18 protein-coding genes and 1 tRNA gene are annotated in these 16,582 nt (G+C 70.3%); 9 read left to right on the top strand and 10 right to left on the bottom strand.

Features of this window, described 5'->3' with window-relative positions:
• The first annotated feature begins 23 nt into the window (after nt 1-23).
• Together H4696_RS39360 and H4696_RS39365 are read left to right on the top strand one after the other, a co-directional pair.
• A complete protein-coding gene (locus tag H4696_RS39360) occupies nt 24-524 on the top strand; it encodes a MogA/MoaB family molybdenum cofactor biosynthesis protein (RefSeq protein WP_086861534.1) in 501 nt (166 codons plus the stop codon).
• 22 nt (nt 525-546) lie between these two features.
• Nucleotides 547-1,014, top strand: coding sequence for a hypothetical protein (locus tag H4696_RS39365; protein WP_192783150.1), 468 nt, complete (start codon nt 547-549; stop codon nt 1,012-1,014).
• A gap of 6 nt (nt 1,015-1,020) precedes the next feature.
• Here H4696_RS39365 and mscL read toward each other — a convergent pair whose 3' ends face one another.
• The 4 genes from mscL to H4696_RS39385 form a co-directional block, all read right to left on the bottom strand.
• Entirely contained in the window at nt 1,021-1,434 is a 414-nt protein-coding gene (gene mscL / locus H4696_RS39370; RefSeq protein ID WP_086861535.1) for a large conductance mechanosensitive channel protein MscL, read from the bottom strand.
• 30 nt (nt 1,435-1,464) lie between these two features.
• Nucleotides 1,465-2,091 (bottom strand): SAF domain-containing protein, encoded by a 627-nt coding sequence (locus tag H4696_RS39375; protein WP_086861536.1) that lies wholly within the window; start codon nt 2,089-2,091, stop codon nt 1,465-1,467.
• 131 nt (nt 2,092-2,222) lie between these two features.
• Nucleotides 2,223-2,522, bottom strand: a complete 300-nt coding sequence (locus tag H4696_RS39380) for an FmdB family zinc ribbon protein (protein WP_086861537.1) — start codon at nt 2,520-2,522, stop codon at nt 2,223-2,225.
• 86 nt (nt 2,523-2,608) lie between these two features.
• Nucleotides 2,609-3,199: a 5-formyltetrahydrofolate cyclo-ligase gene (locus H4696_RS39385; RefSeq protein ID WP_086861538.1), complete on the bottom strand. Its 591-nt coding sequence runs from the start codon at nt 3,197-3,199 to the stop codon at nt 2,609-2,611.
• 24 nt (nt 3,200-3,223) lie between these two features.
• On the opposite strand from H4696_RS39385, the gene H4696_RS39390 reads away from it, so the two are divergent.
• The 5 genes from H4696_RS39390 (at nt 3,224) to H4696_RS39410 (ending at nt 7,200) form a co-directional block, all read left to right on the top strand.
• Nucleotides 3,224-4,129, top strand: a complete 906-nt coding sequence (locus H4696_RS39390; RefSeq protein WP_086861539.1) for a UTP--glucose-1-phosphate uridylyltransferase — start codon at nt 3,224-3,226, stop codon at nt 4,127-4,129.
• Complete coding sequence (gene glp / locus H4696_RS39395; protein ID WP_086861540.1) at nt 4,126-5,403, top strand: molybdotransferase-like divisome protein Glp; 1,278 nt, start codon at nt 4,126-4,128, stop codon at nt 5,401-5,403. The genes H4696_RS39390 and glp overlap by 4 nt, the downstream gene beginning before the upstream one ends.
• Entirely contained in the window at nt 5,403-6,071 is a 669-nt protein-coding gene (locus H4696_RS39400) for a GNAT family N-acetyltransferase (RefSeq protein ID WP_086861541.1), read from the top strand. The genes glp and H4696_RS39400 overlap by 1 nt, the downstream gene beginning before the upstream one ends.
• Before the next feature lie 162 nt (nt 6,072-6,233).
• Nucleotides 6,234-7,073 carry a divisome protein SepX/GlpR gene (sepX, locus tag H4696_RS39405; protein WP_086861542.1) on the top strand — a complete coding sequence of 280 codons (840 nt, stop codon included), beginning with the start codon at nt 6,234-6,236 and terminating at the stop codon, nt 7,071-7,073.
• Nucleotides 7,074-7,127: 54 nt separating this feature from the next.
• Nucleotides 7,128-7,200 (top strand) — tRNA-Ala (locus H4696_RS39410).
• A 143-nt stretch (nt 7,201-7,343) separates the two neighbouring features.
• Here the strand turns inward: H4696_RS39410 and H4696_RS39415 are convergent.
• The 5 genes from H4696_RS39415 to H4696_RS39435 all read right to left on the bottom strand — a co-directional run bounded on the left by H4696_RS39415 (nt 7,344) and on the right by H4696_RS39435 (nt 12,573).
• Entirely contained in the window at nt 7,344-8,657 is a 1,314-nt protein-coding gene (locus H4696_RS39415; RefSeq protein ID WP_192782783.1) for a restriction system modified-DNA reader domain-containing protein, read from the bottom strand.
• A gap of 17 nt (nt 8,658-8,674) precedes the next feature.
• On the bottom strand, nt 8,675-9,229 hold the full coding sequence (locus H4696_RS39420; protein WP_086861543.1) for a hypothetical protein: 555 nt from the start codon (nt 9,227-9,229) through the stop codon (nt 8,675-8,677).
• On the bottom strand, nt 9,226-10,170 hold the full coding sequence (locus tag H4696_RS39425; RefSeq protein ID WP_086861544.1) for a ParA family protein: 945 nt from the start codon (nt 10,168-10,170) through the stop codon (nt 9,226-9,228). The genes H4696_RS39420 and H4696_RS39425 overlap by 4 nt, the downstream gene beginning before the upstream one ends.
• Nucleotides 10,171-10,275: 105 nt before the next feature.
• Nucleotides 10,276-11,220, bottom strand: coding sequence for an alpha/beta fold hydrolase (locus H4696_RS39430; RefSeq protein WP_169735024.1), 945 nt, complete (start codon nt 11,218-11,220; stop codon nt 10,276-10,278).
• A 51-nt stretch (nt 11,221-11,271) separates the two neighbouring features.
• Entirely contained in the window at nt 11,272-12,573 is a 1,302-nt protein-coding gene (locus H4696_RS39435) for a cytochrome P450 (RefSeq protein ID WP_086861545.1), read from the bottom strand.
• A 179-nt stretch (nt 12,574-12,752) separates the two neighbouring features.
• Here H4696_RS39435 and H4696_RS39440 point away from each other — a divergent pair, with 179 nt between their 5' ends.
• A complete protein-coding gene (locus tag H4696_RS39440; protein ID WP_086861559.1) occupies nt 12,753-13,571 on the top strand; it encodes an SAM-dependent methyltransferase in 819 nt (272 codons plus the stop codon).
• Nucleotides 13,572-13,590: 19 nt separating this feature from the next.
• Nucleotides 13,591-15,708 carry a putative bifunctional diguanylate cyclase/phosphodiesterase gene (locus H4696_RS39445; RefSeq protein ID WP_225955930.1) on the top strand — a complete coding sequence of 706 codons (2,118 nt, stop codon included), beginning with the start codon at nt 13,591-13,593 and terminating at the stop codon, nt 15,706-15,708.
• Here H4696_RS39445 and H4696_RS39450 read toward each other — a convergent pair.
• The gene (locus H4696_RS39450) at nt 15,651-16,559 is read right to left on the bottom strand and encodes a DMT family transporter (RefSeq protein ID WP_249027043.1); all 909 of its coding nucleotides are present in this window, start codon (nt 16,557-16,559) and stop codon (nt 15,651-15,653) included. The two genes, H4696_RS39445 and H4696_RS39450, sit on opposite strands and share 58 nt — an antisense overlap.
• Nucleotides 16,560-16,582: the final 23 nt, after the last annotated feature.

Here is a 16,582-nt window from a genome sequence, read left to right on the forward strand (position 1 = left end):
CGAAACCGACTACGGTGGGCGCCATGGAACGGAGTGCACAACGGCTGGGCCGGGCCCTCGTGGTCATCGTGGACGATCGCGTGGCGCACGGCGAGCACGAGGACACCAGCGGCCCGCTCGTCACGGAGCTGCTCGAAGAAGCGGGCTTCATCGTCGACGGTGTGGTGGTCGTCGACGCCGAGACCACTGGTATCCGCAACGCGCTCAACACGGCCGTGATCGGCGGTGCCGACCTGGTGATCACCGTCGGCGGCACCGGCGTGCTGCCGCGCGACCGGACGCCCGACGCCACCGCCGGCGTGCTCGACCGCCCGATCCCGGGGATCAGCGAGGCGATCCGCGCGTCCGGCTTGGCGGCCGGAGCCGTGGACGCCGGGATCTCGCGGGGGCTGGCGGGCGTGTCCGGCAGCACGCTGGTGGTCAACCTCGCCGGGTCGCGGTCGGCGGTGCGCGACGGGATGGCGACGCTGACCTCGCTCGTGCCGCACGTGATCGACGAGCTTTCGGGCCTCGAAGAGGTCTGATCCCCCGTTGACCGGGCCGGGGATGGGCGAGATCGAGGCCTGGTTCGACGGTGTCCTCGCCGCGCGGATCAGCCGCGACGCGGCTGACCGCTGGGCCATGAAGTGGCTCAGCGACGACTTCGGCGGCCAGGTCGATCTCGACGAAGATCAGCTCTGGGCGCTCGATCTGCTCGGCGGCATCGACCTCACCCACGGGCCGGAAGCGGACTTCCTGCACAGCGAGGAACAGATCCGCGGGTGGCGGGACGAGGTGCGGGCACGCCGCTCGGCGTTCGCTCTGGAGTTGTCAAAGAACGAGGCGTGGGACACTGGGGTCATGCCGGGCGAACAGCGGAAACCCCAGACCAGCAGCGAGCGGCGCCGCCGGGTCGACGAGATCTTCGGGGACGTCCTGCCCGAGACGACCTCCGACGAGCGCGACCCCGAGCGGCGCACCGGTCTCCCGGACGACTGGTACCGGGAGAACCGGCCACCGCACCACGATCGCTGAGCCGGCTCAGTCGCGGCCGTTGTCGCGCTGGGCCTGCGCACGCAGCAGGTCGCGGATCTCGATGAGCAGCTCGACGTCGGTGGGCTCGGCCGGGCCCGGCTCCTGGCCGCGCTTGCGCCGCTCCTGCACGTGCTTCACCGGCAGCACGATCACGAAGTAGACGACCGCCGCGACCAGGACGAAGTTGATCGCCGCGTTGATCACGTTGCCGAAGTCCAGGAACGTGGCGGGGTTGTTGTCGAAGATCTGGTACCCGAGGCCCTTGGCGGCGTCCGTACCGCCGATCGTGCTGATCAGCGGCTTGACGAGGCCGTTGGTGAACGCCGTGACGATCGCCGTGAACGCCGAGCCGATGACCACCGCGACGGCGAGGTCGACGACGTTGCCGCGCATCAGGAAGTCTTTGAAACCCTTGAACACTTGCTCTCCTCGAGAACGGGCTGGTGGGGGCTAGCGGAGAGTAACCGTTACCGGACGCTCCAGTGAAATCGCCGCCACCCTCGTCGCGATCGCCTCCGGCAGCCGCAACAGGACCAGCGGGCCCTTCGCCGCGGACGGCTCCTGGTGCCCGACCGCCACGACCGTGGCCCCGCCGGCCAGCACGGAAGCGGGTACGCCCGCCTCGGGCGCCGCGACGACGTCCACGCGGCTGCCCGGCGTCAGGAGCTCGGCGACGGCCGCGTCGGCCAGCCGGACCGGCACGGTCGCCGTCCCCGGATCACCCGGGGCGGGGATGGAGGCCAGCCGGACGTCGGTCAACGGCTCGCCGGCACGGACGGCACCGGCCAGCGAGCGACCGTCGACGAGATCGAGCGAATTCAGCACGCCCGAGGGACGAGCGTCGTCGGGGAGGTCGGCCAGCCGGACGTCGGCGGCCCGCAAGGCCGCGCCGGCGGGCAGGTCGTGCGCCGCGACGACGGTCGGATTCGTCGGCGCGCCTCGCGCGGAACCGGGATGGGTGAACAGCAGCGCGCCGGCCAGCAGCAGGCAGGCGGCGAGCCAGCGGCGGAGTAGCCGCGTCCGCCGGCCTCGCAGCCGGGACAAGTCGGGTGGGTGGAACCTCGCCAGTACGTCCACGGTGCCCCCTCGGTCGGATCGGGTGCGGCGGCTTGCCGCACGAGATCGACGTTAGGGAAGCCGGACGGGCCGCCGGAAGGGCCACGTCCGGCACCTGTGGACAACCGGGGTGTTGTGGATAACTCCGTGGCTCAGGAGGCCGCGGCGGTGGTTTTCGTCGTACTCGAGGAGGAGGATGCCGAGCTCGTGTCGGACTTCGACTCCGTCTTGGTCTCGGACTTCGGCGGCGTCGCGGCGGTGCTCGCCGTCTTCGAGTCGCGCGAGTCCGTGCGGTAGAACCCGCTGCCCTTGAAGACGACGCCGACCGAGCTGAAGACCTTGCGCAGCGTGCCGGAGCACTGCGGGCAGACGGTCAGGCTGGGGTCCGAGAACGACTGCACGGCTTCGAACCGGTGGTCGCATTCTTTGCAGGCGTACTGGTACGTAGGCACTGACGGCTCCTTTGCTGGCACTCATCCGACCAGAGTGCTAACCCAATTGTGCTTGAAAGCATTCCCCGAAAGCAATTCCAGGTTGCTCACACCGGCAGCTCGACCACGCCTCGACCCGGCGTCAAGGCCGCGCTCATGCGCACGTCGTGAGGTTCCCCCGGCAGCCGTTCGACCAGCTCTTCGTCCCGGACGACGGCCAGCAGCGCCGCACCGGGCGCCGCGAACACCAGCGAGCGATCGTAGTGACCGGCGCCCCGGCCGAGCCGGACGCCCCGGCGGTCGACGGCCAGCGCGGGCACCAAGATCAGCTCCGCTGCCCCCACGGCGTCGATACCCAGGCGTTTTCCGCCCGGTTCGCGGATCCCGCGGAACCGGCTGGGCACCAGATCGGCCTCGCCGGTGTACTCGGCCCACTCGAGCGGCCCCGGGTCCGGCTCGATGACCGGCAGCAGCACCCGCGCGCCCGCGGCCGCCAGCGCGTCGACGAGCGCCGTGGTGCCCGGTTCGGTGCCGAACGGGAGGTACGCGCACACCGTGGCGGATGTGACCTTCGACACCGCGTTGACCAGGGCCGATGCCTCGGCGGCGTGCGATTCGGCGGTTTGGTCCGCCCGCGCGCGCGTCAGCCGGTCACGCCACTCCGCCTTGCTCAGGTGCTCATTGCCCAGCGCGTGCATGACCTCACGTTAGGCTTTGCGCCCATGACGGGCGCCGCAACCACCCAGACGTTCAGAACCGCCATCGTGCCGGCCGCCGGCCTCGGGACACGGTTCCTCCCGGCGACGAAGGCCGTGCCCAAGGAACTGCTGCCGGTGGTGGATACGCCGGGCATCGAGCTGGTGGCGGCCGAGGCCGCCGCCGCCGGAGCGGAACGCCTGGTCATCGTCACTTCGCCGGGCAAGGAAGCCGTCGTCAAGTACTTCGAGACGCAGCCCGAGCTGGAGGAGAACCTCAAGACCAAGGGTAAGGACGAGCTGCTCGAGAAGGTCCGCCGCGGGCCCGCGCTGCTCGCCGTCGAGACCGCGATCCAGGAGCAGGCCCTCGGGCTCGGCCACGCCGTCGCGCAGGCCGAGCCGAACCTGAAGCCCGACGACGAGGCCGTCGCCGTGCTGCTCCCGGACGACCTCGTGCTGCCGACCGGCGTGCTCGAGCGGATGAGCGCGGTCCGCGCCGAACACGGCGGCAGCGTGCTCTGCGCGTTCGACATCCCGAAGGCCGAGATCTCGCCGTACGGCGTGTTCGACGTCAGCGACACCGACGACGACGACGTCAAGCGCGTGCACGGGATGGTCGAGAAGCCGAAGCCGGAGGACGCGCCGTCGACGTACGCCGCGGCCGGGCGCTACCTGCTCGACCGGGCGATCTTCGACGCGCTGAAGCGGATCACGCCGGGCAGCGGCGGCGAGCTGCAGCTGACCGACGCGGTCGCGCTGCTGATCACCGAAGGGCACCCGGTGCACGTCGTCGTCCACCGCGGCGGACGCCACGACCTGGGGAATCCGGGTGGTTTCCTGCGCGCCGCGGTCGATTTCGCGCTTGAAACGCCCGAGTACGGTCCATCTTTACGGGCGTGGCTGACGGAACGGATCGGGACAGATCGCCCATGACGGAATCCCTCGACGCGGCACGGCCCGAAGTGGCCGAGGAGGAGGCCGAGTTCCGCTCGGTCGACGCGCAGATCTCCATGACGCTGGACGCCGCCGTCCGGCCCCGGCCGGTGCGGGTGGCGATCTCCGAGGCCCAGGGCCTGCTCTGCGCCGAGGAGGTCGTCGCCGAGCACGCGCTGCCCGGGTTCGACCAGGCCGCGATCGACGGGTACGCGGTGCGCAGCGTCGACGTGCGCACCGCCGGGCAGGAGCCGGTGCAGCTGCCGGTCGTCGGGGAGATCGCGGCGGGCTCGCGCCAGCCGCGGCGGCTCCAGCCCGGCCAGGCCGTGCGCGTCGACACCGGCGCACCGTTGCCGACGCTCGCCGACGCCGTCGTCCCGCTGGCCTACACCGACGGGCACCAGGCCAAGGTCACGGTGCACCGCTCGGTGCCCTCCGCCGGGTACGTCCGGCGGGCGGGCGAGGACGTCCAGATCGGCGACGTCGCGGTGCGCAACGGCGACACCATCGGCTCGGCGCAGGTCGGCCTGCTCGCCGCGGTCGGCCGCGCGAAGGTGCTGGTCTACCCGCGGCCGCGCGTCTCGATCGTGTCGGTCGGCGACGAGCTGGTCGACATCGACCGGACGCCGTCGGTCGGGCAGGTCTACGACGTCAACTCCTACGCGCTGGCCGCGGCCGCGCGGGACGCGGGCGCCGAGGTCAGCCGGGTCGGCATCGTGTCGAGCGAGCCGAAGCGGCTGCGGGAGATCGTCGAGGGACGGCTCCTGATGTCGGAGATCGTGGTCGTCGCGGGCGGTGCCGGGGGCGCCACCGGCGACGAGGTCCACGCCGCGCTGTCCGACCTCGGCCGGATCGATCTGACCCGCGTCGCGATGCACCCCGGCTCGGTCCAAGGGTTCGGCAGGCTCGGCCCCGATTCGGTGCCGACGTTCCTGCTGCCGGGCAACCCGATGAGCGCGCTGGTGGTGTTCGAGGTGCTCGTGCGGCCGCTGATCCGGGCGGCGCGCGGGACCCGCAACCCGCACCGGCGGATCGTCGGCGCGCGGCTGCTGTCGCCGATCACGTCGACCGAGGGGCGGCGCGGGTTCCTGCGCGGCCAGCTGCTGCGCGACGAGGCCAACGGCGAGTACCTGGTCCAGCCCCTCGGTCAGTCCGGGGCGCACCTGCTCGCGTCGCTGGCCGAAGCGAACTGCCTGATCAACGTGCCGGAGGAGCTGACGGAGGTCGCCGCCGGCGAGCAGGTCCAGGTCACCTTCCTGGCGCAACGGGCCTGATGAACTCCGTGTCCGGCGTGTCCTACCCGGTCGAGAGCAGGCACCCGGGCTGGCCGGCGCGGCTCGGCCCGCTGCGGGTGCCCGCCGGCGTGGTCGCGATCCGGCCGGTCCGGCTGCGCGACGCGGGCGAGTGGAGCCGGATCCGGCTCCGGGACCGGGCGCACCTCGAGATGTGGGAGCCGACCGGCGTCGGCCCGTGGCCGGAACGCAACGCCTTCTGGTCATGGCCGTCGCAGTGGGCGGCGCTGCGTTCGCTCGCTCGGCGTGGCCAGTGCCTGCCGTTCACGATCACCCTCGACGGGCGACTCGCCGGTCAGATCACTGTGGGTAACGTCATCCGGGCGTCGCTGCGGTCCGCCTGGATCGGCTACTGGGTGTCGTCCGAAGTGGTCCGCGGCGGGGTCGCGACGGCCGCCGTCGCCCTCGTCACCGACCACGCCTTCGGCCCGGGCGGCCTGCACCGGCTGGAGGCCACCGTGCGGCCGGAAAACACCGCCAGCCTGCGGGTTCTCACCAAGGCGGGCTACCGGCAGGAGGGGCTGTTCGAGCGCTACCTCGACGTCGCCGGTGCCTGGCGGGACCACTACTGCTTCGCCGTCACGCGCGAGGAGACCGGGCCTGGGCTGGTGTCCCGGCTGGTCGCGGCGGGCCGCGCCGACCACGCCTGACCGTGATTACCCACCTGGGTCAGTAGCCGCGTTACCACATGCTGTGAGATTCACCTAATCCGGTGAGGCATTTCCGTGATCGAACCCGGCGAGCCTCCGCCCGATCTGTTACTCCTGTGACTAGCGTGATTTCAGGTGAAGGATCGGGGGAGGTGACGGGAGATGCCCAGCTCCGTGATCATCGTCGCGCTCGCCGCGGCATGGCTCGTCGTTCTCGTGCCCATGGTCGCGCGCAAGCGGCAGCAGGTCGCGAGGACGACCGACTCCGCGTTGGCGGCCAGGGTCGTGCGCAGTGGTGGTGGACGCAACGAAGACCGGGAGGAATTCGCCATGTCCGACAGTCCCGAGAAGACCCGGCCCTCGGTCGAGGACGACCTCGCGGAACTGGAAGCGGACCTCGAACTCGAGGACGACTTCGAGGATCCGGAGCCCGACCCCGAACCGCTCCCGCAGCCGAAGCGCGCCTCGCGGGCGGAACGCGACCGGCCGGGCTACCGCCCCGGCCGAGGCGGCTTCGACCCCGAAGCGGCCGAGATCGCGGCCCGCGCGAAGTACGGCTTCCGGCAGCGGGTCGTCGTCATCCTGCTCGTGATCGCGGTCGCGACGGCCGCGGTGGCCGGCTTCCTCGTCCCGCTGGTCTGGTGGGGCCACGCCATCGTCGACGTCGCGCTCGTCGGGTACCTCGTGTACCTGCGCCGCCAGGTCCGCATCGAGGAGGAGATCCGGCAGCGCCGGCTCGCGCGGTTCAACAGCACGCGTGCGCCTCGTCGTGCTCCTTCGATTTCGGTGGAGGAGTCCGCTCCGGTCGAAGCGGAGGAGGACCACGCCGAGGACGTGGAGGTGGTCGAGCCGGTTCGGCGTGAGGTCGTCGAGCGTCGCCCGTCGCCGACTTCCCGGATCCGGCGCAGTGCGGTGGTCGTGGATCTCGATGACGAGGACCCGGCGTTCGAGGAGCTGGACGAGCCCGGGACCGGGCCTTATCGGCGTGCGGTGGGAGAGTGACCCCCCTGCGTGGGGTGCTCGTGGGGCACTGCTAAGCTCTACGAGCACAACCAAGGGGCTGTAGCGCAGTTGGTAGCGCGTCTCGTTCGCATCGAGAAGGTCAGGGGTTCGATTCCCCTCAGCTCCACTTCTTTCGTGAGAGAGCCCTGTTTGCCGAAAACGCAAACAGGGCTCTCTTCGTAGTGTCTTTTGGGGGTCGAATCCCCAAACCCCCGCCAAAGGGCTCCGCCCCCTGGACCCCCGGCCGTGGTCACCTTGTTCGAGTAAGCGTCAGCTCGGGTCGCGGTACTGGTGCAGCAGCTTCGTGAAGTTGCGGAGCTTCCTGATCGTGTCTTCGGCGACCGGGTCCGGGTGGAAGTGCATCACCTTGTTGCGGATCAGGCGGATCTTCTCCAAACGGGACGTGAAGGTCTGGCGGTCCAAGGGCCAGCCCAGCTTCTGCCAGATCTCCTTGTTCTCCAGGATGCGCTGGTAGTCGCCGAACGCCAGGTCGTCGAAGGACTTGATCGGTCTGCTGCAGTGCGGCTGGACGGCGGGGAGGTCCAGGCAGCGGCCCAGGATCCAGCGCAGCGTCTGGTCCAGCTCGCCCAGCAGGAAGTACGGCGTGGCCATTTCGCCGTAGCGGTGGGCGACGTCCGCGGTCGTGACGATGCCCTTGACCTCTTTGCTCTCGTTCAGCACCAGCACGAACTCGTGCTGCTGCAACGTCGGGAGGACTTCGAAGAGGTCGCGGTCGTAGGCGACCGATTCCGCGCCGACGATCGCGTCGGCGACCGTTGCCGTCGGTTTCTGGTGCAGGGCTTGGGCTATCGAGCGCCAGGTGACCGCGCCGCGGGCGTTGCGGGGGCCGCTGAGGACCGCCAGCTGGGAAAAGTCGTTGAGGAGCATCTTCGTGATCGCCTCGGCCAGCTCGCTGTTCGGGCCGACGGATGCCACGCCGTCCAGGGGCGTCAGGTTTCCCACCGTCAGGCGGACGTTGAGGTCGTCGCCGCCCTCTTCGTCCTCGGTGATCGGGGTGTCCTCGACCTCGTCGGGCGGGGTGGTCAGCGACACCATCGTGTCGAGGGTGACCGCGCGGAAGCTCGGGGACGTCACCAGCCCGTGGTTGGCCAGGTCCGCTTCGATCCGGCTGACCTGGTCGCCGCGGTCCCTCGCGCCCCAGAGGGCCAGGAGGTCGCGGACGGAGATGCGCTCGGGATCGTGCTGGTCGGCGCGGGCGCGGGCCTGGCGCAGGCGTTCGTGGACGCGCTGGCGGTCCGTGTCCTCGGAGCGGCGGTGAGCCGCGGAAATCGCGCGGTCGAGGAACTCCTGGCGGACCGTGTCCAAAAGGCGGTCTTCGTCGACCAGCACCCACGCGCGCCAGCCGTCGACCGCGCGCATGCCGGCCGCCACCATGGCCGCTCGTGAAGGGGACCGGAATTCCTCGCCGGTGGGCTCCAGGCGGATGCGGCCCTGGTCCGTCACCGTCGCTTCGAACGTGGCGCCGATGCGCTTGCGGCTGAACCTGAGCTTCGCGCCCGCCTGGATCAGGCCCGCCTCCAGCAGGTCCGAGACCATCACGCGGCGGCCGCCGATCAAGTGCATCGAACGGCCGTCTGCCGTCACCACTTCCGCAGGCCGGCGAACTTGCGCCGGGCGCCGATGGCCTGCTTGAGGACTCTCTTCTCGAGCTCCTTCGGCTGGAGGCGGTCGACGCGCGTCAGCTGCAGCTCGGTCGCGACGGCCAGCAACCCCTCGCGGTCGAGGTGCTGTGCCCGGAGGTACGCGGCGCCTTCTTCCTCGGTCTCCGTTTCCCGCAGGTGCGACGCGATGGCTGCCGCGTCGGAGTCCGGGTTCGTGGTGCTGACCGGGGGCGGTGCCTCGGGGCGGATGTCCGCCACCGGTTCGCTCACGGCGGGGCCGCCCAGGAGAGCCACGAGCCCGCCGCGCGTCAGTTTGCTGTACCCGCGCAACCGGCGTTTCTTGGCCAGCGCCCTGAGTTCGGTCACGGTCATGCTGGACAGCGAAGCCGGCTGTGGTTCCGGTGGCTGTTGCGCGCCGGTGATGGCCAGGTGCGCCTCGCCGCTGGCGATCGCCTCCAGCGTGGCCTCGTCCTGCTGGGCCAGGAATTCGAACATCCGCGCCTGCAACGCGGCCAGCTGCTTCAGGTCGTTCACCGGCGGCCGCCGGGCAGGGAGAGCGCGCCGAGGACCTCGTCGGCCAGGTGGTCGAATTCGCGGATGACTTCGTCCCGGCCGGCCACGCGCAGCATCGCCGGTACGCCGCTTTCGCCGGCGTCACCGAAGTGGCGGGGGCTGTTGCGGATCTTGCTGTTCAGCACCGGAACCCGGGAATTCAGGCGCACTTCCTCGATGTAGGCGTGCTGGGCGAGCGTCACCTGCTGCGAGTAGATCTGCACCATCGTGAAGACCACGCCGAGGATGGCGGGGTCGATCGGGCGGTGCCCTTGGGTGCCGCCGCGGTGGTTGACGAAGTCGTTGAACTGCGTGACCAGCTCGGCGCAGTTGCCCACGAGGTAGTCCAGGCCCAGCGTGGACAGGTAGTCCGCCTTCGCGGGCACGAGAACCTGTTCGCTGGCAACGATCGCGGTCTTGGTGACGATGCCGAAGTTCGGGGCGCAGTCGATGAGAACCAGGTCGTAGTCGGCGAAGTGGTCGTCGCGGAGCGCGCGCCGGAGGCAGTCGTGCAGGTCGAGGAACTTCCGCTTCGACGTCTCGATGGTGGTCGCCCCGCCCAGCCGGGCCGCGAGTTCCAGGTCGATGTCGATCAGACCCAGGTGCGACGAGATCAGGTCGAGGCGCCCGCCGGTGCCGTCGAGGACCTTGTTGACCCGCTCCGGGGTGACGACGAGGCCGGCCAGGGGCGTGTCCCGGCCCGGCACCTCGTCTTCGTACCACTGCTTGATCGTGCGGTTGTTGTCCTTGAGCTGGTGGTGCCAGTCGTCGATCGAGAAGAACGAGAACGTGAGGTTGGTCTGCGGGTCGAGGTCGAGGAGGAGGACGCGCAGGCCCCGGCTGGCGGCCACCGCGCCGAGGTTCGCGGTCAGGGTCGTCTTTCCTACGCCGCCCTTGTAGTTCATGACCGCCACTACCCGCATGCGCACTCCCCGGTGGTGTAGTCCTGAGCGCTGTTTGTAGTACAGCGCGGCCGGACCGACGACCCGCGGGAACCAACTGTCCCGGAACTGTCCAGGATCTGGCTGCTATGCAAGCGTCTTAAGCCAGTCCGAGACCACCGAGAAGTACGTCGGGGCGTTGGGGGCGTAGTTGATCGCGTGGCCGTAGCCGTCGAGGATGTACGTCTGCAGGGGGCCGGCGAAGAACGGGGCTTCCGACACGCGCAACGCTTCCGGGGAAGAGCAGTCGCTGCCCAGGGTTCCGCAGAAGTGCGGGTCGTTGCCCAGCACCAGCAGGACCGGGACGGTGATCTGCTGGGACGCCGGGGTGACCACCGTCGTCAACGTCAGGCTGTCCACCGCTTCCGTCGTCGCGAAGACGTCCTTTGTGGACTCGTCGTACGCGATCGCGGCCTCGTCGAGGGGGCCCGGGGTGTGGAACGCCGTGTAGCGGGTGCCGGGGCTCGTGGTCAGGTAGCCCGCGTCGCGGTCCGGGACGGCCGGGTCCAAGGGGGCCGGGATCATGTTGGCGAGGACCGGGATCACCGTGATCAGGTTCATCCGGTGGGTCATGCCCGTCACCAGCACGCCGTCGACGTCGTGGTAGCGGCCGGCCTCGATCATGGCCATGGCCGCGCCGATCGAGTGGCCGCCGATGATCACCCTGGGGAAGCCGGCGCGGATCGACTGGATCACCTGGTGGGCCGCCGTCGCCTGGGTCGAGGCGCTCAGCAGGGTGCTCAACGGCTTCGAGCTCGCTCCCGTTCCCAGGCGGTCCAAGGCAAGGGTCGCGATGCCCGCGTTGTTCATCGCCAGGCGGAACGAGCGGGTCTCCGGGGTGTAGCCGATGTCCCAATAGGACGCGTTGTACGTCCCGCCGGGGATCAGGACCACCACCGTGCGCGCGTTCGGCGGGGCGCACAGGCGGCCGTGCATCGTCTCGGGGAGCAGGGACAGCGTCACCGGGAAGTTCCGGTCCTCGCACGTCGCCGTGGCCGCCCGCGCGGGGGTCGGGAGCAGGGTCAGCAACAGGAAAACGGCAGCACAAACACGTAGGCGGAGCACGGGGAGTACGACCTCCAGCTAGTGACGGGGGACAGCCGTCATCGGCAGGCTGTCCGGGTAGGCGGCCGAGGTGAACTTCACGCGTACCGGGTGGCCCGGGAGCGGGACCAGCCGCCAGCGCGCGGCCACCGTGGCCACCGTGATGACGATTTCGTTCTGGGCGAAGCGGTTTCCGATGCACTGCCGGTTGCCCGCCCCGAACGGGATGAACGCGCCCTTCGGCAGTTCGGCGGCGCGTTCCGGGCTCCAGCGGCCGGGATCGAACCGGGCCGGATCGGGGAACGACGCGGGGTCGTGGTGCAGTGCGTGGGGACTGACGATCACCTCGGCGCCTTCCGGGAGGCGGACGCCGCCGAGGTCGACCTCCTCGAGGGTGCGGCGCATCAGCATCCACAGCGGGTACAGGCGCAGCACTTCGTCGACGACCTGGCGGACGTAGGCCAGCTGCCCGAGGTTTTCGGCCGTGACCGGGCGGCCGCCCAGCACCTCGTCGACCTCGGCGTGCACCCGTGCCTCCACCTCGGGGTGCCTGCCGAGCTCGTGGAACGTCCAGGACAGCGCCAGCGCGGTCGTTTCGATGCCCGCGGTGAGCAGCGTCAGCACCTCGTCCCGCGCCTGCTCGTCGGTCATGCCGGCCAGCAGCAACGTCGAGAGCAGGTCGCCGTGGTCGGTGCCGTCCGCCCGCCAGTCGCGGATCACCGCCAGCACGATTTCCCGCATCCGCGTGATCGCTTCGTCGAACCGCCGGTTCCCGGGCACCGGCAGCTTTTCGACGAACTTCGGCGACAACGCGCGAATCATTCCCTGCTGGATGATCAGGTAAATGGATCTCCGCGCTTCGGCGATCGCCTCTTTTCCCAGTTCCGTGGAGAACAGCGCCTCGCCGACGATCGTCACCGCGAGGCGCTGCATGTCCTCGTCGACCGGGCGAACCTCGCCCGCTTGCCAGGAATCGCCCATATCGGCCGCCGCGCGCCGCATGATCTCCGCGTAAGCGATCAAGCGGTCGCGGTGGAACGCCGGTTGCATCAGCCGCCGCTGGCGCCGGTGGAAGTCGCCGTTCGAAAGCACCAAGCCATTTCCGACGAACGGCCGAAACTTGTCGAACATGGCGCCCTTGCGGAACTTCGGACCCGCCGTGACCAGCACTTCTTGTGCCAGCCGCGGGCTCGTGACGAAGTAGGTGGGGGCCGGGCCGAGGTAGAGTTTCACGATCTCGCCGTGCTCGTGCAATGAACTGGTGAATGCGAAGCGTTGCCTCAGCAGTGCCGGAGTGTGCCCGAGAAAAGGCCACCGGCCCGGTGCGACCGGGGCGGTCATGTGGACTCCTCGTTGCGCCATTGTGTGGATTTCCCAAGGAGACGGCCTACGGTAGGCGCGTCCGGGCGAACGGTACAGTGCCCGATCGGGTGGCGTGGGCTCACGCATATGGCCCAGTGGACGAATCCGGGGGAATCGCTAAGCTCTTTCCGGTCCGACAGACTGAGAAGGTGTTCTTCGTGACGCGATCACCGGAATGGATACCACCGGGTGTCGATATCTCCGTGCCGAGCATGGCCCGCACCTACGACTTCATGCTGGGCGGCGGGCACCACTTCGCCGTCGATCGCGCGGTGGGCGAGCAGATCGAACGCGCGATGCCCGGCTTGCGCGACGCGGCGCGCGTGAACCGCGCGTTCCTCGGGCGCGCGGTGCGGTTCATGACGGCTCAGGGGATCCGGCAGTTCCTCGACATCGGCTCGGGAATCCCGACGGTGGCGAACGTGCACGAAGTCGCCCAGGCGCAGGACCCGGACTGCCGCGTGGTGTACGTCGACCGCGACCCGGTGGCGGTCGCGCACAGCGAATTGATGCTCGCGGGCAACGATCGTGCAGCGATCGTACACGCCGACATGCGGGACCCGGAGAAAATTTTCGATGCACCTCAGGTGCGCGCTTTGCTCGATTTCGAAAAACCCGTCGGGTTGCTGATGCTCTTGATGCTGCATTGGGTGCCCGACGAATCCGGGCCGCTCGAACTCGTCGGGCGGTACGGGTCGGCGCTCGCGCCCGGCAGTTTTCTCGCGATCACCCACGTCACCGGCGATCACCAAGGCGAAAACCTCGGCGAGGCGACCGAGGCGATCAAGGAAAGCCGGAGCCCCGATCAAGTGAACCTGCGGACGCACGCCCAGGTGACCGAGCTCTTCACGGGTTTCGAAATCGTCGAACCGGGATTGGTCGGCTGCGGGGAATGGCGGCCGGCCGGGCCGGCGGACATCTCCGCCGCCGCGGAGATGAACATGCTGGTCTACGCCGGAATCGGCCGGAAGAACTGATCGGACGCGCCGGATGTCGATGCCCGACCCCCATGCGAACCGCCCCGCGGTTCCCGACCCGGAACGCGCGCGGAACCTGCTCGCCCGCAAGTGGGCCTACCTCCTCAGCGGCACGACCGTGGTTTCACTGAGCCGGGAGGAGCTCGACGCCGAGTTGCGCGGCATGCTCGTCACGTTGTGCGGTTCGCTACGGGCCACCTCCGCGGACACCACGCCCGCCGAGCGGATCGGCGGGCGGCTGGTCGGGCTCGGCTACGTCGGCGAGCCCGGGCTGCGGTGCACGCTCGACGTCCTCGCGAAGGGCCTGCCCGCGCTGCCCGAACTCCAGGCGGTCGAGCGCTTGGCCGAGCGCGTCGCGCTGACGCTGGGCGCGCTCTCGTGCGGGTTCCTGCTCGCGCACGAGCGCAGCGTCCTCGACCAGCAGGAGATCATGCACCTCTCGCTGCTCAAGGCGGTGCGGGACGCCCAGTGGCACCTCAAGGAAAGCGAGGCGCGCTTCGAAGAGGTGGTGACGTCGTCCGCGAGCGGCATCGCGCTGGTCGCCCTCGACGGCCGGATCGTGCGGGCCAACACGGCGCTGGCCGAGATGCTCGGGCACCAGTCCGGCGAGCTGACCGGGACGGTGCTGTACGAAGTCGTCCACCCCGAGACGGTCGGCGTCCTGCGCGAGGCGATGGCGGCGCTGCTCGACGGCGGCAAGGAGCGGGTCCGGCAGTCGCAACGGCTGCTGCGCCAGGACGGCGACGTCGCGCGCATCTCGCTCACCGCGTCCCTGCTGCGCGACGCCGAGGACCGGCCGGGGCACTTCGTCGTCGTGGTCGAGGACGGCACCGAACTGATGCTGCTGCAAGGGGAACTGAGCCGCCAGGCCCTCCACGACGTCCTCACCGGGCTGCCGAACCGGCAGTACTTCGGCACCCACCTGGAGACGGCGCTGCGGCGCGCGGACCCGGTGTACGGCGTGACGTTGTTCCACGTCGACCTCGACGCCTTCGGGATGGTCTGCAACAGCCTCGGCCGCCGGATCGGCGAGCAGCTGCTGATCCACTTCGCGCAGCGGTTGAAGGCGGTCATGGCCGGAGAAAAGGCGATGATCGCGCGGTTCCACAGCGATGAGTTCGGCATCCTGGTCGAGAACACGGCGACGACGCCGGACATCGGCACCATCGTGCGCGCCATCAACGACGAGCTCGCCGAGCCGTTCTTCGTCGACGGGCACGGGCTCGCGCTGTCGGCCAGCGCGGGTGTGGTGCACCGGCCGTCGAAGGGCATCGACCCGGTGGAGCTGTTACGCGCGGCGGACCAGACGCTGCGGCGGGCCAAGGAACGACGGCGCGGCCAGTGGAAGATGTTCGACCGGGAGGCCGACGCCGAAGACCGGCGGACGCAGGCGCTGGCCGTCGGCATGGCCGGGGCGTGGGAGCACGGCGAGATCAGCGTCCGGTACCGGCCGATGACACGGCTGGCCGACGGCGAGGTGGCCGGCGTCGAAGCCCGCCTGCACTGGGACCGCCCGGACGAACCGGCGCCGGCTCACGAACAGTGCGCGGAGCTCGCCGAGTCGACCGGGCTGGTGCTGCCGCTCGGTGACTGGCTGCTGCGCGCGGCGGGCCGGCAAGGCGAGTGGTGGCGGCAGCGGGCGGGGTTCGGCCTCCCGGTGGTCGCCGGCCTGACCGGGCACCAGGTGTCGGACGACGCGCTGGGCACGCGCGTGACGCGGCTGCTGGCCGACACCGGCCTGCCGCCGGAGCAGCTGATGCTCGGCGTGCCGGTCGGCGCGCTGCCGGTGTCCGGGGTCATCGAGAACGTCACCGTGCTGGCCGACCTCGGCGTCCACGTGATGCTCGACGACTTCGGGCTGGGCCCCGACGACCTGCGGGCCGTCCAGGACCTGCCGGTCGACATCGTGCGCGTCGACCGGCGCCTCGCCGAGTGGCAGGCGTGGTCGGACTCGACGTTCCTCGGCGCGCTGGTGCCGCTGGTCCGGCAGGTCGGCGCGACGCTCGTCGTCGACGGCATCCACACCGAGGACCAGGCGAGCTGGTGGCGCACGGCGGGTGCCGAGCTGGCCACGGGCGACTACTTCGGGGTCGCCGAACCGGCCGCCGAGTTCGCCGGGCAGTTCGCCGGCACCTGAGGACGCCACCGGGTGAGGGCGACGGCGAACAGGACGATCGCCATGCCGCCGACGACCCGCGGTGTCAGCGGTTCGCCGAGGAAGAGCGTGCCGAGGCTGACCGACACCACCGGGAGGAGGTAGCCGACTGTGGCGGCCGCCGTCGGGCCTTCGTCCGCGATCACGCGGTAGTTGAGGTAGAACGTGATCCCGGTGCCGAAGACGCCGAGGACGGTCACCGCGGCGAGCGCCGTGAGGTTCACCTGCGGCGCGGTCCCGGCCACCGGCAGGGCGAGCGCCGTCAACGCGGTCGCGGTCGTCAGCTGGGCGGCCGACAGCGCGAGCGGGGCGCCGTTCGGTGGCAGTTTCCGTGCCATGTAAGCGAACGCGATCGCGTAGCTGAGGCTGGCCGCGAGCAGCGCGAGGGCGCCGGTGCTCAGCAGGCCCGCCTGCTCCCACGGCGCGAAGATCACCACGATGCCGGCGAAGCCGAGGGCCAGCCCGAGCAGGCGCGCCGGGTTGAGACGCCGTTCGGTGCCGAGTGCGACCCCGATCAGGAGCGACCACAACGGGGTCGTGGCGTTCATGACCCCCGCGACGCCGGAGTCCACCGTGCGCTCGCCGATGCCGAACAGCGCGAACGGCAGCGCGTTGCAGAAGAACGCGGCGACGATCAGCCGTCCCCACGTGCCGCGGTCGCGCGGAAGCCGCTGGCGGGCCGCGAAGGCCAGCACCAGCAGCGTCAGCGCGCCGAGCGCGCAGCGGATCAGCGTGAGGTGGACCGGGCTCAGGCCGGTCAACGCCAGCTTGATCCACAGGAACCCCGAGCCCCACAGGAGAGCCAGTACCGCGATGCGCACCCAACCAGTCACGTGCTCCACGGTGCCGAAGTGGA

Origin of the sequence: Amycolatopsis lexingtonensis (assembly GCF_014873755.1) — a bacterium.
GTDB lineage: Bacteria > Actinomycetota > Actinomycetes > Mycobacteriales > Pseudonocardiaceae > Amycolatopsis > Amycolatopsis lexingtonensis.